At 60.4% G+C, this 17269-nt stretch carries 16 protein-coding genes; 9 read left to right on the forward strand and 7 right to left on the reverse strand.

What is annotated here, in order from left to right; genetic code table 11:
* Positions 1-24: 24 nt before the first annotated feature.
* From M5B43_RS00470 to M5B43_RS00480, 3 genes are all read right to left on the reverse strand, one after another.
* A complete protein-coding gene (locus tag M5B43_RS00470; RefSeq protein WP_248748310.1) occupies positions 25-582 on the reverse strand; it encodes an L-threonylcarbamoyladenylate synthase in 558 nt (185 codons plus the stop codon).
* Between the two features lie 54 nt (positions 583-636).
* Positions 637-1731 carry a DNA-processing protein DprA gene (dprA, locus tag M5B43_RS00475; protein WP_248748311.1) on the reverse strand — a complete coding sequence of 365 codons (1095 nt, stop codon included), beginning with the start codon at positions 1729-1731 and terminating at the stop codon, positions 637-639.
* Between the two features lie 63 nt (positions 1732-1794).
* Complete coding sequence (locus M5B43_RS00480; protein ID WP_248748312.1) at positions 1795-2571, reverse strand: peptidoglycan-binding protein; 777 nt, start codon at positions 2569-2571, stop codon at positions 1795-1797.
* A gap of 135 nt (positions 2572-2706) precedes the next feature.
* Here M5B43_RS00480 and def point away from each other — a divergent pair, with 135 nt between their 5' ends.
* From def to M5B43_RS00505, 5 genes are all read left to right on the forward strand, one after another.
* Positions 2707-3213: a peptide deformylase gene (def, locus tag M5B43_RS00485; protein ID WP_248748313.1), complete on the forward strand. Its 507-nt coding sequence runs from the start codon at positions 2707-2709 to the stop codon at positions 3211-3213.
* A 69-nt stretch (positions 3214-3282) separates the two neighbouring features.
* Positions 3283-4236, forward strand: a complete 954-nt coding sequence (gene fmt, locus M5B43_RS00490; RefSeq protein ID WP_248748314.1) for a methionyl-tRNA formyltransferase — start codon at positions 3283-3285, stop codon at positions 4234-4236.
* On the forward strand, positions 4233-5543 hold the full coding sequence (gene rsmB, locus M5B43_RS00495) for a 16S rRNA (cytosine(967)-C(5))-methyltransferase RsmB (RefSeq protein WP_248748315.1): 1311 nt from the start codon (positions 4233-4235) through the stop codon (positions 5541-5543). Before fmt ends, rsmB begins: the two co-directional genes overlap by 4 nt.
* Before the next feature lie 22 nt (positions 5544-5565).
* Entirely contained in the window at positions 5566-6939 is a 1374-nt protein-coding gene (trkA, locus tag M5B43_RS00500; protein WP_248748316.1) for a Trk system potassium transporter TrkA, read from the forward strand.
* Between the two features lie 19 nt (positions 6940-6958).
* Complete coding sequence (locus M5B43_RS00505; RefSeq protein WP_248748317.1) at positions 6959-7270, forward strand: tetratricopeptide repeat protein; 312 nt, start codon at positions 6959-6961, stop codon at positions 7268-7270.
* Positions 7271-7344: 74 nt separating this feature from the next.
* Here M5B43_RS00505 and M5B43_RS00510 read toward each other — a convergent pair whose 3' ends face one another.
* Both M5B43_RS00510 and tag read right to left on the reverse strand, forming a co-directional pair.
* Positions 7345-8232 carry a lysophospholipid acyltransferase gene (locus tag M5B43_RS00510; RefSeq protein WP_248748318.1) on the reverse strand — a complete coding sequence of 296 codons (888 nt, stop codon included), beginning with the start codon at positions 8230-8232 and terminating at the stop codon, positions 7345-7347.
* A 40-nt stretch (positions 8233-8272) separates the two neighbouring features.
* Positions 8273-8830 carry a DNA-3-methyladenine glycosylase I gene (gene tag / locus M5B43_RS00515; protein ID WP_248748319.1) on the reverse strand — a complete coding sequence of 186 codons (558 nt, stop codon included), beginning with the start codon at positions 8828-8830 and terminating at the stop codon, positions 8273-8275.
* An 81-nt stretch (positions 8831-8911) separates the two neighbouring features.
* Between tag and glyQ the strand changes: the two genes are divergently transcribed.
* The 4 genes from glyQ to M5B43_RS00535 all read left to right on the forward strand — a co-directional run bounded on the left by glyQ (position 8912) and on the right by M5B43_RS00535 (position 13308).
* Positions 8912-9865: a glycine--tRNA ligase subunit alpha gene (gene glyQ / locus M5B43_RS00520; RefSeq protein WP_003213601.1), complete on the forward strand. Its 954-nt coding sequence runs from the start codon at positions 8912-8914 to the stop codon at positions 9863-9865.
* Positions 9862-11916 (forward strand): glycine--tRNA ligase subunit beta, encoded by a 2055-nt coding sequence (gene glyS, locus M5B43_RS00525; protein ID WP_248748320.1) that lies wholly within the window; start codon positions 9862-9864, stop codon positions 11914-11916. Before glyQ ends, glyS begins: the two co-directional genes overlap by 4 nt.
* A gap of 2 nt (positions 11917-11918) precedes the next feature.
* The gene (gene gmhB, locus M5B43_RS00530; protein ID WP_248748321.1) at positions 11919-12455 is read left to right on the forward strand and encodes a D-glycero-beta-D-manno-heptose 1,7-bisphosphate 7-phosphatase; all 537 of its coding nucleotides are present in this window, start codon (positions 11919-11921) and stop codon (positions 12453-12455) included.
* An 82-nt stretch (positions 12456-12537) separates the two neighbouring features.
* A complete protein-coding gene (locus M5B43_RS00535) occupies positions 12538-13308 on the forward strand; it encodes a lysophospholipid acyltransferase family protein (protein ID WP_248748322.1) in 771 nt (256 codons plus the stop codon).
* A gap of 183 nt (positions 13309-13491) precedes the next feature.
* On the opposite strand, the gene M5B43_RS00540 is transcribed toward M5B43_RS00535, so the two are convergent.
* Together M5B43_RS00540 and M5B43_RS00545 are read right to left on the reverse strand one after the other, a co-directional pair.
* On the reverse strand, positions 13492-15795 hold the full coding sequence (locus M5B43_RS00540) for a CHASE2 domain-containing protein (protein ID WP_248748323.1): 2304 nt from the start codon (positions 15793-15795) through the stop codon (positions 13492-13494).
* Between the two features lie 3 nt (positions 15796-15798).
* Positions 15799-16809: a FecR domain-containing protein gene (locus tag M5B43_RS00545; RefSeq protein ID WP_248748324.1), complete on the reverse strand. Its 1011-nt coding sequence runs from the start codon at positions 16807-16809 to the stop codon at positions 15799-15801.
* Between the last annotated feature and the right edge of the window lie 460 nt (positions 16810-17269).

Below are 17269 nucleotides of genomic sequence, written 5' to 3' on the forward strand. Positions count from 1 at the left end.
GCTCGCGATAGCCGCGACGCGGTCTCAGGACGGCCGCACCACCTCACCCGTCGCCAAATCACGAATCAGGCTTGGGTTCTTGCGCCCACCCAGCGCGCCGCCCAATACCAAGTCCACCTGGCCACGGAAATACTGCTCCACACGAATTCGCGTGCGGGCGGCCGGGCGGCCCTGAGGGTTGGCTGATGTGGAGATCAACGGCCCCACCAGTGAGCATAAATCCCGCACCAGCGGATGATCGCTCACCCGCAGCGCCACGGTGTCATGCACACCCGTCACCCATTCCGGCAGCAAGTCTTGATGGGGCACCAACCAGGTGTTGGGACCCGGCCAAGTGCTGGCCATGCGTTCGATCCAGGTGTCCGGGAAGTCTTCAAACAGAAAGTCGAACTGACGAATATTGTCCGCCACCAGGATCAGGCCCTTGTCCACCGACCGATTCTTGATCGCCAGCAACCGGTCCACCGCTTCTTCGTTCCACGGGTCGCAGCCCAGCCCCCACACCGCTTCGGTCGGATAGGCAATTACCGCGCCTGCGCGCACTTCTCGTGCGGCTTCCAGCACACGCCACCTGTTGACCATCGTTTACTCTCCGGACTAAAGCTCTGCGCAGTTTACCGATCTTCATTACAAATCCTAGCAGCGTGCAAGCCAGCGCCCGCTTTCGCAGATCACCTGGCCTTCAAGCTCCAGCTCCGTGAGGGTCGCCAGCACTTGAGCCAACGGTCGCCCGCTGGCAATCGCCAGGGCTTCGCTGGTGTGAGGCGCGGCATGCAGCAATGCCACCAGAGGGTGGATGACGGGCGCCGGCGCAGGGCGCGACAACGCCTGCCAGCCACGCAAGCCTTCAAGGATGTGTTCGATAGTCTCCACCAGCGTCGCACCATCGCGAATCAGCTGATGACAGCCCTTGGCCCCGGGATGATGAATGGAGCCCGGGATCGCATACACCTCGCGCCCTTGCTCAGCCGCCAACCGTGCGGTAATCAGCGAACCACTGGCCATGCTGGCTTCCACCACCAAAACGCCCAGGGACAAGCCGCTGATAATTCGATTACGCCGTGGAAAGTTACCGGCCTGAGGCGCGGCATCCAACGGAAACTCGGAAACCACGGCACTGCCCCGGGCAATCATGGCGGCCGCAAGCGTCCTGTGGCGCTGTGGATAAAAATTTTCCAGGCCCGTGCCGAGCACGCCGATTGTGTGCCCGCCCACATCCAGGGCCGCCTGATGCGCAGCACCGTCAATGCCCAGCGCGAGGCCGCTGGTGATGACAAAACCGGCGCCCGCCAAGTTGCGGGCAAAGGCGGCGGCAGTGTCCATGCCCGGGCGGGACGCGCGACGGCTACCGACCATGGCCAACTGCGGTTTTTCCAGAATACCCGGGTCGCCAGCGACAAATAAAAGCGGCGGCGCATCGTCGATTTGAGCGAGCAGTGCCGGGTACTCAGGTTGGTCCCACATCAGCAAATGCTGGGCTGGGCGGCCAAGCCAGGCCAATGCGGCACTGGCACCGTCACGGATTTCATGACTGCGTCGGGCCTGCGCACTCACAGGCGACAACCCCAGGGAGCACCAGGCGCTGGCAGGGGCGCTGATGGCCTTTGAAGCGCTGCCAAACGCCTCCATCAACAAGCGAAAACGCTTGGGACCCAGTTCCGGCAGCCTGTGCAAGCGTAGTCGGGCTTCCAGCTCTGACGGGGAAATTTCACTGCTGTTTATCGGATACATTTGATCATCCTTGATCGGAACAAGCTGTGGATAACTCTGTTGGTAACTTATTTAGCAGGCTATTTATTGCGTTTGATGGGCAGTCTCGAAACGGTCCATGACCGCCAACGACCGTGAGGCGCTGAGAACCAGGCCGTAACTGAGCTTTTCATAGGTGCGAAACACCAGCAGCGTGGCAGCGCGTTCATCGGGGAGTTTCGTGGATGCGCCAGTGAGCGCGTCGCGTACGGTGGCGCCCGTCTTGATCACCGTCAGTAATTGGCCTTCGGCCAGCCCATCACGACGCCCTTTGTTCAGGGTCACGGCATCCAGTACACCGACCTGCGTGACCCCCTTGGGGATGTCCAGAATGTGCCCTTCGATGAAAGGTGCCGGCTTGGGGACTTCCAGCTTGGCCTGCTCGATGGGCGGTTCGGCGCGTAGCAGGCGATCACCAGGGCGGACTTCCTGGGTGACCCGCTGTACAGCCAGGGTAGTGAGGTCACCGGCCAGTAAAAAGCGGGCGGTGCCAATGTCGTCGGCGTTAATGCCCAGCAGCTCTTGGGTCTCAGGGTCGGTGTAGGCTTTGCCTCGACGAAAGATCCCGTAACTCGGTTGGGCCGGATCCAGGTGGCCCCTGGCATGTACACGTTCGCCATTGGCGCCTAATACGCGCCCCGCTTCGGCGGCAACGATGTAGGGCGCGGTATCCAGTTCCTGGGGCGAGTCGAGAATGCGGTTGTGCAGTAAAAAGTGCCGGATGGCCTGTTGCATCGTGGGATCCAGGCGCTGGCCGGGCTGCGGAATCAGCGCCATGGCGAACGGGGCCCACAGCAGCAAGACGAGTAGCGATTTCCTCATGGGGTCAATCTCCTTTATTATGTGCGTTCGCGTGAAATGCCATAGCCTTCGCGGCTTTCGAACGTTTCACACCGGCTGTCTGGGTCCATCCCAACGCCGATTTGCCTCTACCTCACATGTGCAGCAATTACGCTTATGGCTATTTTGAACATCCTCGAATTTCCCGACTCGCGCCTGCGCACGATCGCCAAACCGGTGGCCGTAGTGGACGACAAGGTTCGTCAGTTGGTCGATGACATGTTTGAAACAATGTATGAAGCCCCGGGCATTGGCCTCGCCGCCACCCAGGTCAACGTGCATCAGCGTGTCGTGGTCATGGACCTGTCGGAAGATCGCAGCGAGCCGCGGGTGTTTATCAACCCCGAGTTCGAACCGCTGACCGAAGAGAAGGGCGAATACCAGGAAGGCTGCCTGTCGGTGCCGGAGTTCTACGAGAACGTCGAACGCCCGCTGCGCGTGAAGATCAAGGCACTGGACCGTGACGGCAAGCCGTACGAGCTGATCGCCGAGGGCCTGCTGGCGGTGTGCATCCAGCACGAATGTGACCACCTCAACGGCAAGCTGTTTGTCGACTACCTGTCCACGCTTAAACGCGACCGGATCAAGAAGAAGCTGGAAAAAAAGCATCGCCAGCAAGCTTGATGCCCTTCTTCCAAAGGCTTGCTGCGGCAAGCCTTTTTCTTTTGTGACTGCTTTTAACCGAGAATTCCCATGACCGAGCCATTGCGCATTGTTTTTGCCGGCACCCCCGAATTTGCCGCCGAACACCTCAAGGCGCTGCTCACCAGCCCTTATGACATCGTCGCGGTGTACACCCAACCGGATCGCCCGGCCGGTCGCGGGCAAAAACTGATGCCGAGCCCGGTCAAGCAATTGGCGCTTGAACACAACATCCCCGTGCTGCAACCGCCGACCCTGCGTAACGCCGACGCCCAGGCCGAGCTGGCCGCCTTGAAGCCGGACCTGTTGGTGGTCGTGGCCTATGGCTTGATCCTGCCCCAAGCGGTGCTGGATATCCCGCGCCTGGGCTGCATCAACAGCCATGCGTCGCTGTTGCCACGCTGGCGTGGTGCGGCGCCGATCCAGCGCGCCGTGGAAGCCGGTGACCACGAAAGCGGTGTGACCGTAATGCGCATGGAAGCGGGCCTGGATACCGGTCCGATGCTGCTCAAGGTCACCACCCCGATCAGCGCCGACGATACCGGAGGCAGCCTGCACGACCGCCTGGCTGAAATGGGCCCGCCCGCCGTCGTACAGGCCATCGCCGGCCTCGCTGCCGGCACCCTTGACGGTGAAGTGCAGGACGACAGCCTGGCCACCTACGCGCACAAACTGAATAAAGACGAAGCCCGCATCGATTGGAGCCGCCCAGCGGTGGAGCTGGAACGCCTGGTGCGCGCCTTCAACCCGTGGCCGATCTGCCACAGCACCCTGAATGGCGAAGCCTTGAAAGTGTTGGCGGCAGCCCTGGCGGACGGCAAAGGCGCCCCCGGAGAAATCATCGGTGCGAGTAAAGACGGACTGTTGGTCGCCTGTGGTGAACAAGCGCTGTGCCTGACGCGTCTGCAATTGCCTGGCGGCAAGGCGCTTAATTTCAGCGATGTGTTCAACAGCCGTCGTGAGAAGTTTGCCGTAGGCACGCGCCTTGGGGTGACCGCTCAATGAACCCTCGTCTGGCTGCCGCCAAGGCTCTCGCTGCCGTACTCAACGGTAAGGCTTCGCTGAACAGTTCGCTGCCTACGCAGTTGGATAAGGTAGAAGACCGCGACCGCGGTTTCACCCAGGACCTGGCCTTTGGCACCGCCCGTTGGCAGCCGCGCTTGTCGGCGTTAGCCGCCAAGCTGCTGCAAAAACCCTTCAAGGCGGCGGATGCTGACGTCGAGGCGCTGCTGCTGGTCGGCCTCTATCAGTTGCTCTATACCCGCGTGCCCGCTCACGCAGCCATCGGTGAAACGGTGGGTTGCGCCGACAAGCTGAAAAAAACCTGGGCCAAAGCCCTGCTTAACGCCGTACTGCGCCGCGCCCAGCGTGAAAGCGAAGCGCTGCTGGCCGAGCTGGAACATGATCCGGTGGTACGCACCGCCCACCCGCGCTGGCTGCAAAAATCCCTGAAAGCCTTCTGGCCTGAGCAATGGGAAGCTATTTGCGCAGCCAACAACGCACACCCGCCGATGATCTTGCGCGTCAACCGCCGCCATCACAGCCGCGACGCTTACCTGCAACTGCTCACCAATGCTGGCATCAATGCCACAGCGTGCATCTACAGCGTCGATGGCATCGTGCTGGAAGCGGCCACCGACGTGCGCGCCTTGCCGGGCTTTGCCGAAGGCTGGATCAGCGTGCAGGACGAAGCCGCACAGTTGGCTGCCGACCTGCTCGACCTGGCGCCCGGCCAGCGCGTACTCGATGCCTGTTGCGCGCCGGGCGGTAAAACCTGCCACATCCTGGAGGTCGAAAAAGACCTGGCTGGTGTAGTCGCCGTCGACCTGGAAGCCAAACGTCTGGTGCGCGTACGCGAAAACCTCGCACGCCTTGGCCTGAACGCCGACCTGATCGCCGCCGACGGCCGCGATACCACCACCTGGTGGGACGGCAAGCCGTTCCAGCGCATCCTGCTGGACGCCCCCTGTTCCGCCACCGGCGTGATCCGCCGTCACCCAGACATCAAGCTGACCCGCCAACCGGACGACATCGCCGCCCTGGCGCTGCTGCAAGGTGAGCTGCTCGATGCGCTGTGGCCGACCCTGGAAGTCGGCGGCATCCTGCTTTACGCCACGTGCTCGACCTTGCCCACCGAAAACACCGAGGTCATCGCAGCCTTCCTGGCCCGCACCAGCGGCGCACGGGAGCTTGATCTCGCGACCACGGCCGGGATCAAGCAGCCCCACGGCCGCCAGTTGCTCGCGCAGGAAGGCGGACACGATGGCTTCTACTACGCCAAACTGATCAAGATTGCCGCCGCACGCGGCTGAACGGTTTTAAGGGAGTGACCGGATGAAAATCATCATCCTTGGGGCAGGGCAGGTCGGTGGCACGCTGGCCGAACATTTGGCCAGCGAAGCCAACGACATCACCGTGGTCGATACCGATGCCGAGCGCCTGCGCAACCTGGGCGACCGTCTGGATATCCGCACCGTGCAAGGCCGTGCGTCGTTTCCTACGGTGCTGCGCCAGGCAGGCGCCGACGATGCCGACATGCTCGTCGCCGTCACCAATAGCGACGAGACCAATATGGTGGCCTGCCAAGTCGCCCACACCCTGTTTCACACCCCGACCAAGATCGCCCGCGTCCGCGAAGCGGCGTACCTGACCCGCGCCGGCCTGTTCGATAACGACGCGATTCCCGTGGACGTGCTGATCAGCCCGGAACAGGTGGTCACCCACTACATCAAGCGCCTGATCGAGATTCCAGGCGCCTTGCAGGTGATCGACTTTGCCGAAGGCAAGGCGCAGCTGGTGGCGGTGAAAGCCTATTACGGTGGGCCTCTGGTGGGCCAGCAACTGCGCCAACTGCGCGAACACATGCCGAATGTGGAAACCCGCGTGGCGGCAATTTTCCGCCGCGACCGGCCGATCCTGCCCCAGGGCGACACGGTGATCGAGGCTGACGACGAAGTATTTTTCATCGCTGCCAAGGCAAATATTCGTGCCGTCATGAGCGAAATGCGCCGGCTTGATGAGAGCTATAAACGCATCGTCATCGCCGGCGGCGGGCAGATCGGCGAGCGCTTGGCGGAGGCGATCGAGAGCCGCTACCAAGTGAAGATCATTGAGATGAACCCGGCGCGCTGCCGGTATTTGTCCGACACCCTCGACAGCACCGTCGTACTGCAAGGCAGCGCCTCGGACCGTGACTTGCTGATGGAAGAAAACATCGCCGACGCCGATATCTTCCTGGCCCTGACCAACGATGACGAAGCCAACATCATGTCGTCGCTGCTGGCCAAACGGCTGGGGGCGAAGAAGGTGATGACCATCATCAACAACCCCGCCTATGTGGACCTGATTCAGGGCGGCGATATCGACATCGCCATCAGCCCTCAATTGGCTACTATCGGCACGTTGCTCGCCCACGTGCGCCGGGGCGATATCGTCAGCGTGCATTCCCTGCGTCGAGGCGCGGCGGAAGCCATCGAGGCGATTGCCCATGGCGATTCGAAGTCGAGCAAAGTGATTGGCAGGGCCATCCGCGATATCGGCCTGCCGCCGGGGACGACCATTGGCGCGATCATTCGGGATGAGGAAGTGATCATCGCCCATGACGACACCGTCATCGCCACGGGCGACCATGTGATCCTGTTCCTTGTGGATAAAAAACATATCCGCGATGTGGAGAAGTTGTTCCACGTGGGATTGAGCTTTTTCTGACACAACGGAGTACATCGGCATGCTCGAATCCCTGGAAAAAATGCTCGCCAAGGGTGTGGATAATGCTTTGCTGCGCTTCGGGCTAGGCAAGGGTTACCTGGACTTGAAAGACAACGCCAAGGCGGTCGAGCATTTGCACAAATGCGTCGAGTTCGATCCGAAGTATTCGGCGGCGTGGAAGCTGTTGGGCAAGGCGCACCAAGCGCAGGGTGACAGCGCCGCGGCGCGACAGGCGTGGGAGAAGGGCATTGAAGCGGCCCAGGCCCATGGTGACAAACAGGCCGAAAAAGAGATGACCGTGTTTTTGAAGAAACTCGATCGCCAGGCTTGATACAGGACCCAAATATGGGAGGGAGCAAGCCCCCTCCCACATTAGTTTTGCATCGACTTTAAGTCAGTCGTAAATCAGTACCACCGTGCCTCACCCGGTGGGCGCTTCTTGAAGCGCTTCATGCTCCACATGTACTGGCTCGGGTAGGCGCCGACATAACGCTCCACCACCTTGCTCATCGCCGCGCAGGACGTGGCAGTGTCGGTGCTGTACATGTCTTCCGGCGCCGCTTCCAGGATCACCTTGTAGCCCGAACCGTCCGGCAGGCGCAGGGCATGCAGGAACACGCCGACGGCCTTGTGACCCGCGAGCATGTTCGGCACGAACTTGCTGGTGAGTGCCTGGGTGGCGAAGAACGGCACGAAGATCCCGGCGGACTCCGCCGGCTCCGGGTCGGCGGGGATCCCCACCTGGCCCCCTTTGCGCACCTCCTTGATCACGCTGAGGATGCCTTCCTTGGTCGACGCCGCCACGCGGTTACCCAGTTGCACACGCTGTTTGCGCAGCAACTCGTCCACCGCCTTGAGCTTGGGCGGCCGATAGAAAATGATCGGTTTGCACTGGTTGCAATAGAAGTGGTTCAACACTTCCCAGTTGCCCAGGTGACTGGTGATACCCACCACACCTTTGCCCGAAGCCAGGGCCTCGTGCAGCACGTCCAAGCCTTCGACTTCACGCACCAGATCGATGGAACGCTGGGCCGGCCAGATCCACGCGCAGGCGCTTTCGGTCAGGGACTTGCCAATGTCCATCAGGCTGCGACCTACCAGGCGCTCGCGCTCGGCCGGGTCCATGTCCGGGAAACATTTGGAGAGGTTGATCCGCACCGTGTCGCGGGAACGGTTGGGGGTTTTCCACATGATCCAGCCGATGGCCGAACCCACCGCTTGCACCGCGCGCCAGGGCAGCAGGGCAAACAACCGAAGAGCACCTACCAGCAAGGCGCCTTTAAACTTTTCCACAGGTCACTCCTGATCGTGTGTGGTGCGCAAAGCCGGCATTCTAACCGGCGTTGACCAAGTCCGCGTAACGGTCGCAGTCCTGGGTGTGGTCCATGACCATGCCCGAAGCCTGCATGAAGGCGTAGCAAATGGTCGGCCCGACGAACGTGAAGCCGGCTTTTTTCAAGGCTTTGCTCATCGCCTCAGCCTCGGGAGTGGTCGCCGGGACTTCGCTGCGGTCCTTGAAATGATTGACCTTGGGCATACCGCCGACAAATGACCAAAGCAACCCCACCGGGTCTTCCAGCGCCAGCCAGGCGGCGGCATTGCGTCGAGTGGCGTTGAGTTTCAACCGATTGCGCACAATGCCGGGGTCGAGCATCAGTACGTTGATTTCGTCATCGCTCAACCGCGCCAGCCGCTGTGCATCAAACCCGAACAAAACCTTTCGATAATGCTCGCGTTTGCGTAAAACGGTGATCCAGGACAGGCCCGCCTGGAACCCTTCGAGCAAAAGCAACTCGAACAAGCCCTGCGCATCGCGTAGCGGCGTTCCCCACTCCTGATCGTGATAAGCCATGTACAGCGGATCTTCAGAACACCAAAAGCAGCGTGGCATAAGGCTCCAGGGGATGGTGGCGCGGCCGAATCGGGTATACTCCCGCTCTTTAAATCGCAGCCCAAGTAACAGGTGAATTTCGTGAGCCAGCCTACGCCAGCCGTGCGTACCTTCCAAGACTTGATCCTCGCCCTCCAGCAGTACTGGGCCGAGCAAGGTTGTGTGGTACTTCAGCCCTACGATATGGAAGTAGGCGCCGGCACTTTCCACACCGCTACATTCCTGCGGGCCATTGGCCCGGAAACCTGGAACGCCGCTTATGTGCAGCCCAGTCGTCGCCCGACTGACGGCCGCTACGGCGAAAACCCGAACCGTCTGCAGCACTACTACCAGTTCCAGGTGGTATTGAAGCCGAACCCGGACAACTTCCAGGAACTGTACCTGGGCTCGCTGAAACATGTCGGCCTGGACCCACTGGTCCACGATATCCGTTTCGTCGAAGACAACTGGGAATCGCCAACCCTGGGCGCCTGGGGCCTGGGCTGGGAAGTCTGGCTCAATGGCATGGAAGTGACGCAGTTCACCTACTTCCAGCAAGCCGGCGGCATCGAATGCTACCCGGTGACCGGCGAGATCACTTACGGTCTCGAGCGCCTGGCCATGTACCTGCAAGGCGTGGACTCGGTCTACGACCTGGTGTGGGCTGATGGCCCGTTCGGCAAGGTCACATACGGCGACGTGTTCCACCAGAACGAGGTGGAGCAATCCACTTACAACTTTGAACATGCCAACGTCGAGAAGCTGTTCGAGCTGTTCGACTTCTATGAAAGCGAAGCCAAGCGCCTGATCGAGCTGGATCAGCCGCTGCCGTTGCCGAGCTATGAAATGGTCCTGAAGGCATCCCACACCTTCAACCTGCTGGACGCCCGCCGCGCCATTTCGGTAACCGCGCGCCAGCAATACATCCTGCGTGTACGCACCCTGGCGCGTTCCGTCGCCCAAGCCTACCTGCTGGCTCGCGCCAAGCTGGGCTTCCCGATGGCAACCCCGGATTTGCGTGATGAAGTGTTGGCTAAGCTGGAGGCTGCACAATGAGTGCTCAAGATTTCCTGGTTGAACTGGGCACCGAAGAGCTGCCTCCCAAGGCACTGAACACCCTGGCCGACGCGTTCCTGGCCGGTATCGAAAAAGGCCTGCAGACCGCTGGCCTGAAATTCGCCGCAAAGAAAGTCTACGCCGCGCCACGTCGCCTGGCTGTGCTGCTGACCGCGCTGGAAACCCAGCAGCCGGACCGCAGCATCAACCTCGATGGCCCGCCCCGCCAGGCTGCCTTCGACGCTGAAGGTAACCCGACCCAGGCGGCCCTTGGCTTCGCCAAGAAGTGTGGCGTTGAGCTGGGCGAAATCGACCAGAGCGGCCCGAAACTGCGTTTCAGCCAGGTCATCACCGGCAAGCCGACCGCTAGCCTGTTGCCGACCATCGTTGAAGACTCCCTGAACGACCTGCCGATCCCTAAGCGCATGCGCTGGGGTGCACGCAAGGAAGAATTCGTACGCCCGACCCAATGGCTGGTGATGCTGCTCGGTGACCAGGTCATCGACTGCACCATCCTCGCCCAGAAGGCCGGTCGTGATTCCCGTGGTCACCGCTTCCATCATCCGCAAAGCGTGCGCATCACTTCGCCGGCCAACTACCTCAACGACCTGCGCGCCGCTTATGTGCTGGCCGACGCCAATGAGCGTCGTGAGCTGATCAGCAAGCGTACCGAAGAGCTGGCCCGCCTGCAGGAAGGCACCGCCATCGTGCCGCCAAGCCTGCTGGACGAAGTGACGGCCCTGGTGGAATGGCCTGTGCCGCTGGTGTGCTCATTCGAAGAGCGTTTCCTCGACGTGCCGCAAGAAGCGTTGATCACCACCATGCAGGACAACCAGAAGTACTTCTGCCTGCTGGACGTGGACGGCAAATTGCTGCCGCGCTTCATCACCGTCGCCAACATCGAGAGCAAGGACCCGCAGCAGATCATCGCCGGTAACGAAAAAGTCGTTCGCCCGCGCCTGACCGACGCCGAGTTCTTCTTCAAGCAAGACAAGAAGCAGAAGCTCGAAGACTTCAACCTGCGCCTGCAAAACGTGGTGTTCCAGGAGAAACTCGGCAGTGTCTACGACAAAGCCGTGCGCGTTTCCAAACTGGCGGCCTACATTGCCCCACGCATTGGTGGTGATGCAGCCTGGGCCGCACGTGCCGGCCTGCTGTCCAAGTGCGACCTGGCCACCGAGATGGTCGGCGAGTTCCCGGAAATGCAAGGCGTTGCCGGTTACTACTACGCTCTGAACGACGGCGAGCCAAACGATGTGGCCCTGGCGCTGAACGAGCAATACATGCCGCGCGGCGCCGGCGCTGAATTGCCGACCACCCTGACCGGCGCGGCCGTGGCAATCGCCGACAAGCTGGACACGCTCGTGGGCATCTTCGGTATCGGCATGCTGCCTACCGGCAGCAAAGACCCCTACGCCTTGCGCCGTGCGGCCCTGGGCGTGCTGCGGATCCTGATCGACAAGAAGCTCGACCTCGACCTGACCCAGGCCGTGGTGTTTGCGGTCGGCCAGTTCGGCACCAAGGTCAAGCAAGCCGGCCTGGCCGAGCAAGTGCTGGAATTCGTATTCGACCGCCTGCGGGCGCGTTATGAAGACGAAGGCGTGGACGTTTCGGTGTACCTGTCGGTCCGTGCCCTGCAGCCGGGTTCGGCGCTGGACTTCGACCAACGCGTACAAGCCGTGCAAGCGTTCCGCAAGCTGCCGGAAGCCGGGGCTTTGGCCGCCGTGAACAAACGCGTATCGAACCTGCTGAGCAAAGCCGACAACCTTGGCAATGCCGACGTCGACCCGAGCCTGTTCGCCGATGCCAAGGAGTTCTCGCTGAACTCGGCCATCGCCAAGGCCGAAAATGCCGTGAAGCCGCTGATCGCCGAGCGCAACTATGCCGAAGCGTTGGCGCGCCTGGCGTCGTTGCGTGAGCCGGTGGATGCGTTCTTCGAAGCGGTGATGATCAATGCCGAAGAGGCGGGCGTGCGTAAAAACCGCTACGCCATGCTGGCGCGCCTGCGCGGCCTGTTCATCAATATCGCTGACATTTCCGTACTGGGCTGACCATGTTGAAACTGCTGATTCTCGATCGGGACGGGGTGATCAATTACGACTCCGACGCTTACATCAAGTCGGTGGAGGAGTGGGTTCCACTGCCAGGTTCGATCGAGGCCATCGCGCAGTTGAGCAAAGCCGGCTGGACGGTGGCCATCGCCACCAACCAGTCCGGCATCGCCCGTGGTTACTACGACATCGCAACCCTGGACGCCATGCATGCGCGCTTGCGCACGTTGGTGGCCGAGCAGGGCGGCGAGGTAGGGCTGGTGGTGTATTGCCCCCATGGGCCGGATGAAGGCTGCGATTGCCGCAAACCCAAGCCTGGCATGTTGAAAGCTATTGCAGCACATTACAACGTGCCCTTGGCTGGGCTATGGTTTGTCGGGGACAGCCTCGGTGACCTGGAAGCGGCCAAAGCCGTCGACTCTCAGCCAGTTTTGGTTAAGACCGGAAAAGGCGAAAAGACCCAGGCGAAAAACCTGCCGGTAGGCACCTTGATTTTTGACGATCTGGCGGCGGTTGCCGCAGAACTTATCAACAACTAGCCGCCCTCGACTTCCTGACCAAGGATTGTTCGGGAGTGCGCTTTTAACAGGCGGGCCGCGTCCCGCAACGGTAAATGCCGCCATGTCGATTTTGCAGGCCATCAGAACCTTTTTCTTTTACCTGCTGCTGGGCACCAGTTCGTTTCTCTGGTGCACCCTGAGCTTTTTTATTGCACCGTTCCTGCCGTTCAAGGCGCGCTATCGCTTCATCAACGTTTATTGGTGCCGCTGCGCGTTGTGGCTGACCAAGGTGTTCCTGAATATTCGTTTCGAGATCAAGGGCGCTGAAAACGTCCCGGACCAACCCTGCGTGATTCTGTCGAACCACCAGAGCACCTGGGAGACGTTCTTCCTCTCGGCATACTTCTCGCCATTGAGCCAAGTGCTCAAACGAGAGCTGTTGTATGTGCCGTTCTTCGGTTGGGCCATGGCGATGCTTCGTCCGATCGCGATCGACCGTGACAACCCCAAGGCGGCGCTCAAGCACGTAGCCAAGAAGGGCGACGAGCTGCTCAAGGATGGCGTATGGGTGCTGATCTTCCCGGAAGGCACGCGGGTGCCGTATGGCACTGTGGGCAAGTTCTCACGGGGCGGGACGGCACTGGCGGTCAATGCCAACCTGCCTGTACTGCCGATTGCGCATAACGCCGGCAAGTTCTGGCCAAAAACCGGTTGGGCCAAACGTGAAGGCACCATCACCGTGGTAATCGGCGAACCAATGTACGCCGAGGGTGAAGGGCCGCGCGCCATTGCAGCGCTGAATGACCGCGCTGCAGCGTGGAATGAAGCACAGCAACGGGCCATGGGGTCCTTGCCACCGTTGCCCGCTGAAGGGGATTCGACCGCCGTTTGAGTTTCTGTGGATAACCTGTGTACGGTTTGTTGGCAAATTGGCGTTTTTACGAAATAACCGACTGATTTTATTACATATTTCTGAAGCTCATAAAACAACGGAAAAGGTGCATAAGTTTTTTCCCGCCTTAAAAAACCGGCGCTTGTAGCCGGTTTTTTATGCACAGGTATAAAGCCAGCCCGCTCACTCATTCCACAGCGGTAATTGCAGGCTGAATGTGGTGCCTTTCCCGAGTTCACTCTCACATTCAATACGCCCGCCATGGCGATCCACTACCGCCTTGACCATGGTCAGCCCCAAGCCCAACCCTTCGATCCCCTGGGCCGACGCAAGACGCCGGTATTGGCCGAACAGGTCAGGCAAGTCTTCGGCGGCAATGCCCAGCCCCTGATCGCTGACCCGGCATTCCAGCCACTCGCCGCTGCTGTGTAAACTCAAAGTGACCGTGGTCCCGCAAGGGCTGTATTTGATCGCATTCTCCAGCAGGTTAAACAACGCGCGAGTCAGTAGCGCTTGATCTGCCGAAACCATTTCCTCACCGGTCTCATCCAAGTCGTGAACCAGATGAATACCTTTTAGTTGCGCAATCAGCGCCACTTGGTCAAACGCATCGAGCACCAGCATGGCGAACAGGCTGGGCTGGAATTGGTAGCCGTCAGATTCAGCCTTGGCTAACTGAACGAATGACTCCGTCAGGGTCAGGGCGCGGCGCACCTGCTGTTCTATCTGAGTGAATACCGGCGTATCCCTTGAGGACTCGTGACGCTGAACATCCAACAGGGCCAGGATCGCCGAATGAGGCGCACGCAGGTCATGGGACAGAAAGCGCAGCAGGGTTTCCCGTTGCTGCTGGGCCTCACGTTCAACGCTCAGGTCCGTCAAGCTCAGCAGCCAACCCAAGGCCACGTCGCTATCGGCCGGCCGCAGGGGAGCCAGGTCCAGGCGCAAGCTTCGCTGTTGGGTGTCGCGAAACTCGACGATTTCCAACCTCAACAATGACGGGCGCCTGCCATCCTGCAACGGTGGATACCCCAATTGAGCCAGCTGCTCGAGCAGGTTTTCGCTCACCAACTCATTCCCAAATACGTCCCGGGCAATTCGGTTGGCCAGCAGGATGTTGCCCATTGGGTCGGTGATCAAGGTGGCCACCGGCAAGCACTCCAAGCCATCTGCCATAAAGCGCCGGGTATCGCGGGTACGGCTGACGACCTGTTCCAGGGCAAAGATCCGCTCTTGCAACCTGTCACCCTTGCTGGCGGGCGCACGACGGCGTTCCGGTAACACCTTGGGTTCGTCGTCCAGGCGCGCCAGCTCCCAGCCGAAATAGGCCAGGATCACGCTCAAACGGCGCCAGTTCCAGATCAGGTAGGCCAGCAGCAAGCCGATCAGGCACGCTGCAGGCGACCACCAGCCCCCCAAGTACAACAAGCCCCAAGAGCTGAGCAAGGCAGCGCTCATACAGCCTAAGGTCAACCACAGTGCGTACCTCGGGCGGAACAGCAATAACCCCAGGAGCAGGGCCACCATGGTGGTCGCCATTAACGCAGCCAACCAATCGGGCAACACCACGATGCTGCGTTCCTGAAGTAAGCCGTTGAGGATATTCGCCTGAATCTCGACGCCGGCGGTGGTGCCTACGCTGGCCGATAGGGGAGTGACATAACGATCGCCCATGCCGGGCGCGGTGGCACCCACCAGAATCAGACGATCACGCAAAATCTCGGGGGGCACTTCTCCGCGCAAGACGCTGACATAAGGGACGCTGGCAAAACCGGCATGGGCATCAATGAAGGGGATCCGAATGGCGTGGTCTCGCTGCCAATCGGTACGCTGCGACGGCTCGGACAAGCCTGGCATGGCCGTAGCCTGGCCAGCCAGCTCGAACGCCAGCCACGCCAGTTGCGGTGTCATTTGGCCAGGAGGGCCTTCACGCAAATAGAGGCTGCGCACAATGCCGTCGCTGTCGGCCTCGACATTGATATGACCCACTCCACGGGCACATTCAAACAAGGGTCGCACCGGTTGGATCAGGGCCACGGGTTGGCCATAACGGGGCGCACCCTCGCGAATCGTCGGCAGCAACACGTTTCCTGCATTGCAAATAGCCTCGGCTAGGCGCTGATCATTGGCAGGCTCACGGGCTGGCTCGCTGAAAATCACATCAAACAGAATACCTGCAGGCTTGGCAGCACTCAGGTGGTCAATCAGGTCGGCATGCACACCCCGCGACCAAGGCCATTGCCCCAACTGTTTAAGGCTACGGTCATCAATGGTCACCAGCAGGATACGTGGATCGACCGGCAAAGGGCTCAGACGGCGCAGGCTGTCATACAGCAGGTTATTGATTGCCAGGCCATGGCTGAGAGAGAGAAACGCCGTTATCGGCAATAGCAGGAGGCTGACCCATAGCCACTCGCGAACCAGACCATTAAATAGCCGCTGGGCCTGGGTCGGCTGGCGCTTTTCAGCCCTGCGCCACAGCCTCACCGGTCAACCGCCGGATATCTGCGACACGCGCGTCGAGGGCGGATAGTAGAAGATGTCATAGATCCCGGTGGCGCCCTCCAGACCCTGTTCATCATAAGCAGACAAGCGCACGTGGTAGAACGACGCTTTCAACCCAGTGAAGCTTACTTGTGGCTTGCTGGAAAAGTTTTCCTGCTTGATGTTCATGAACGCTTTATCGGTAGCGACCTGTGCCCGATAGCGCTGGGCACCCGGCAGTGGCCGCAGGAACAGGGTCCAGATAGGCGCATCCCCTTTCTGGCCATCCTGGCCCACCAGCGTAGGTGGATCCAGCAGCTCCATCGGCTTGAGATCTCCCTGTTTCTTGAACACCAACCCTTGGCGAGTCCCCACCTTCACTTCGCCCTCTACCGGGCCGACCACTGGTTTCTTTTTAACCGGCTTAGCGTTGGGCGGCGTTTCGTCTCGATTGACCGCCACTTGCCCATTGAGCACTTCGACCACCGATTGTTCGCCATCGTTACGCACACGGAAGTGCGTACCGCGGACACCCAGCACACCCACAGGCGTCACGATCTGAAAACGGTCATAGCTGCTGGCACGCTTGATCACATAAGCCTCGACTTGGCCCTGCTCAAGAATAACCTGAGGGATCGCTTGTTCCTCCACCAGGTGCAAGCGCACCTGGGAACTGGAAGGCAGCACGATCCGCGAGCCATCTCCCAGCAGCAGGCTGACAAATGCCCCAGGGGAGGTTTTCACACTCTCCTGCTCATCGATCGCCATGCCCTCTATCAAAACGGTTGGCACGCCTTTGTCGTCCAGCTTCCAGGCTTCACCCGTCAGATGCTGGACGACCGCCGGCAATGGCTGAGCACGGCATAGCAGGTTGTCATCAACGTAGGGAGCACGGGGAAGGGCAGGGCGAGCAACCGCAGGTAAACTGACGGCACCCAGCGTAACGATCAGGCCAGAACCCAACAGGGCAGAAAAGAAGGGGCGGTGGGGGCGGAAAAAGAAGGTCATGGCGCTCATCAAGATTCTAGTTCTAATGGTCGTCAGAAAGCGCCTTGCAGCGGAAGACCTCGGATACCGCCTACGATACCCGATGATGCGTCGCACTCGATAGGCGTAATGTCGGGGTATGGCATCCGCGGAAAAGGATGACACATCCCTGTGTCGGACCCGTCCACCTGTTCTGGTCCGGGGTAATACATCGAAGCAATATCGTCCTTCTCATCCCTTCGACAACAGTCCGTAGCGAGCCTCGGACTGCGGTTGACACATCCTGTGTCGGAGCGCCTCCCGCGCTCCAATCTGTATGTCACTCAGCGGCTAAGATTTTACCTACAGCCCAGGTGCATCAGAAAAATCTGCGACATTTGTTCAGAATCAGCGCGACTAAAACACCCAGCGCTGGTTCTGCTGATTCATGCTGCCAGACTCGAAGGGCGAGCTCGCGAACCCCATTCCATCGCCTGGTTCGCTTAATGTC

This window comes from Pseudomonas sp. MWU15-20650, assembly GCF_023242475.1.
GTDB lineage: Bacteria > Pseudomonadota > Gammaproteobacteria > Pseudomonadales > Pseudomonadaceae > Aquipseudomonas.

Excerpts from the sequence above, each read along its gene's own strand:
- M5B43_RS00470 (WP_248748310.1), bottom strand. The coding sequence starts at position 582 with ATGGTCAACAGGTGGCGTGTGCTGGAAGCCGCACGAGAAGTGCGCGCA.
- tag (WP_248748319.1), bottom strand. The coding sequence starts at position 8,830 with ATGCCACGCTGCTTTTGGTGTTCTGAAGATCCGCTGTACATGGCTTAT.
- gmhB (WP_248748321.1), top strand. The coding sequence starts at position 11,919 with ATGTTGAAACTGCTGATTCTCGATCGGGACGGGGTGATCAATTACGAC.
- M5B43_RS00480 (WP_248748312.1), bottom strand. The coding sequence starts at position 2,571 with ATGAGGAAATCGCTACTCGTCTTGCTGCTGTGGGCCCCGTTCGCCATG.
- trkA (WP_248748316.1), top strand. The coding sequence starts at position 5,566 with ATGAAAATCATCATCCTTGGGGCAGGGCAGGTCGGTGGCACGCTGGCC.
- M5B43_RS00545 (WP_248748324.1), bottom strand. The coding sequence starts at position 16,809 with ATGAGCGCCATGACCTTCTTTTTCCGCCCCCACCGCCCCTTCTTTTCT.
- M5B43_RS00505 (WP_248748317.1), top strand. The coding sequence starts at position 6,959 with ATGCTCGAATCCCTGGAAAAAATGCTCGCCAAGGGTGTGGATAATGCT.
- M5B43_RS00535 (WP_248748322.1), top strand. The coding sequence starts at position 12,538 with ATGTCGATTTTGCAGGCCATCAGAACCTTTTTCTTTTACCTGCTGCTG.
- def (WP_248748313.1), top strand. The coding sequence starts at position 2,707 with ATGGCTATTTTGAACATCCTCGAATTTCCCGACTCGCGCCTGCGCACG.
- fmt (WP_248748314.1), top strand. The coding sequence starts at position 3,283 with ATGACCGAGCCATTGCGCATTGTTTTTGCCGGCACCCCCGAATTTGCC.
- dprA (WP_248748311.1), bottom strand. The coding sequence starts at position 1,731 with ATGTATCCGATAAACAGCAGTGAAATTTCCCCGTCAGAGCTGGAAGCC.
- rsmB (WP_248748315.1), top strand. The coding sequence starts at position 4,233 with ATGAACCCTCGTCTGGCTGCCGCCAAGGCTCTCGCTGCCGTACTCAAC.
- glyS (WP_248748320.1), top strand. The coding sequence starts at position 9,862 with ATGAGTGCTCAAGATTTCCTGGTTGAACTGGGCACCGAAGAGCTGCCT.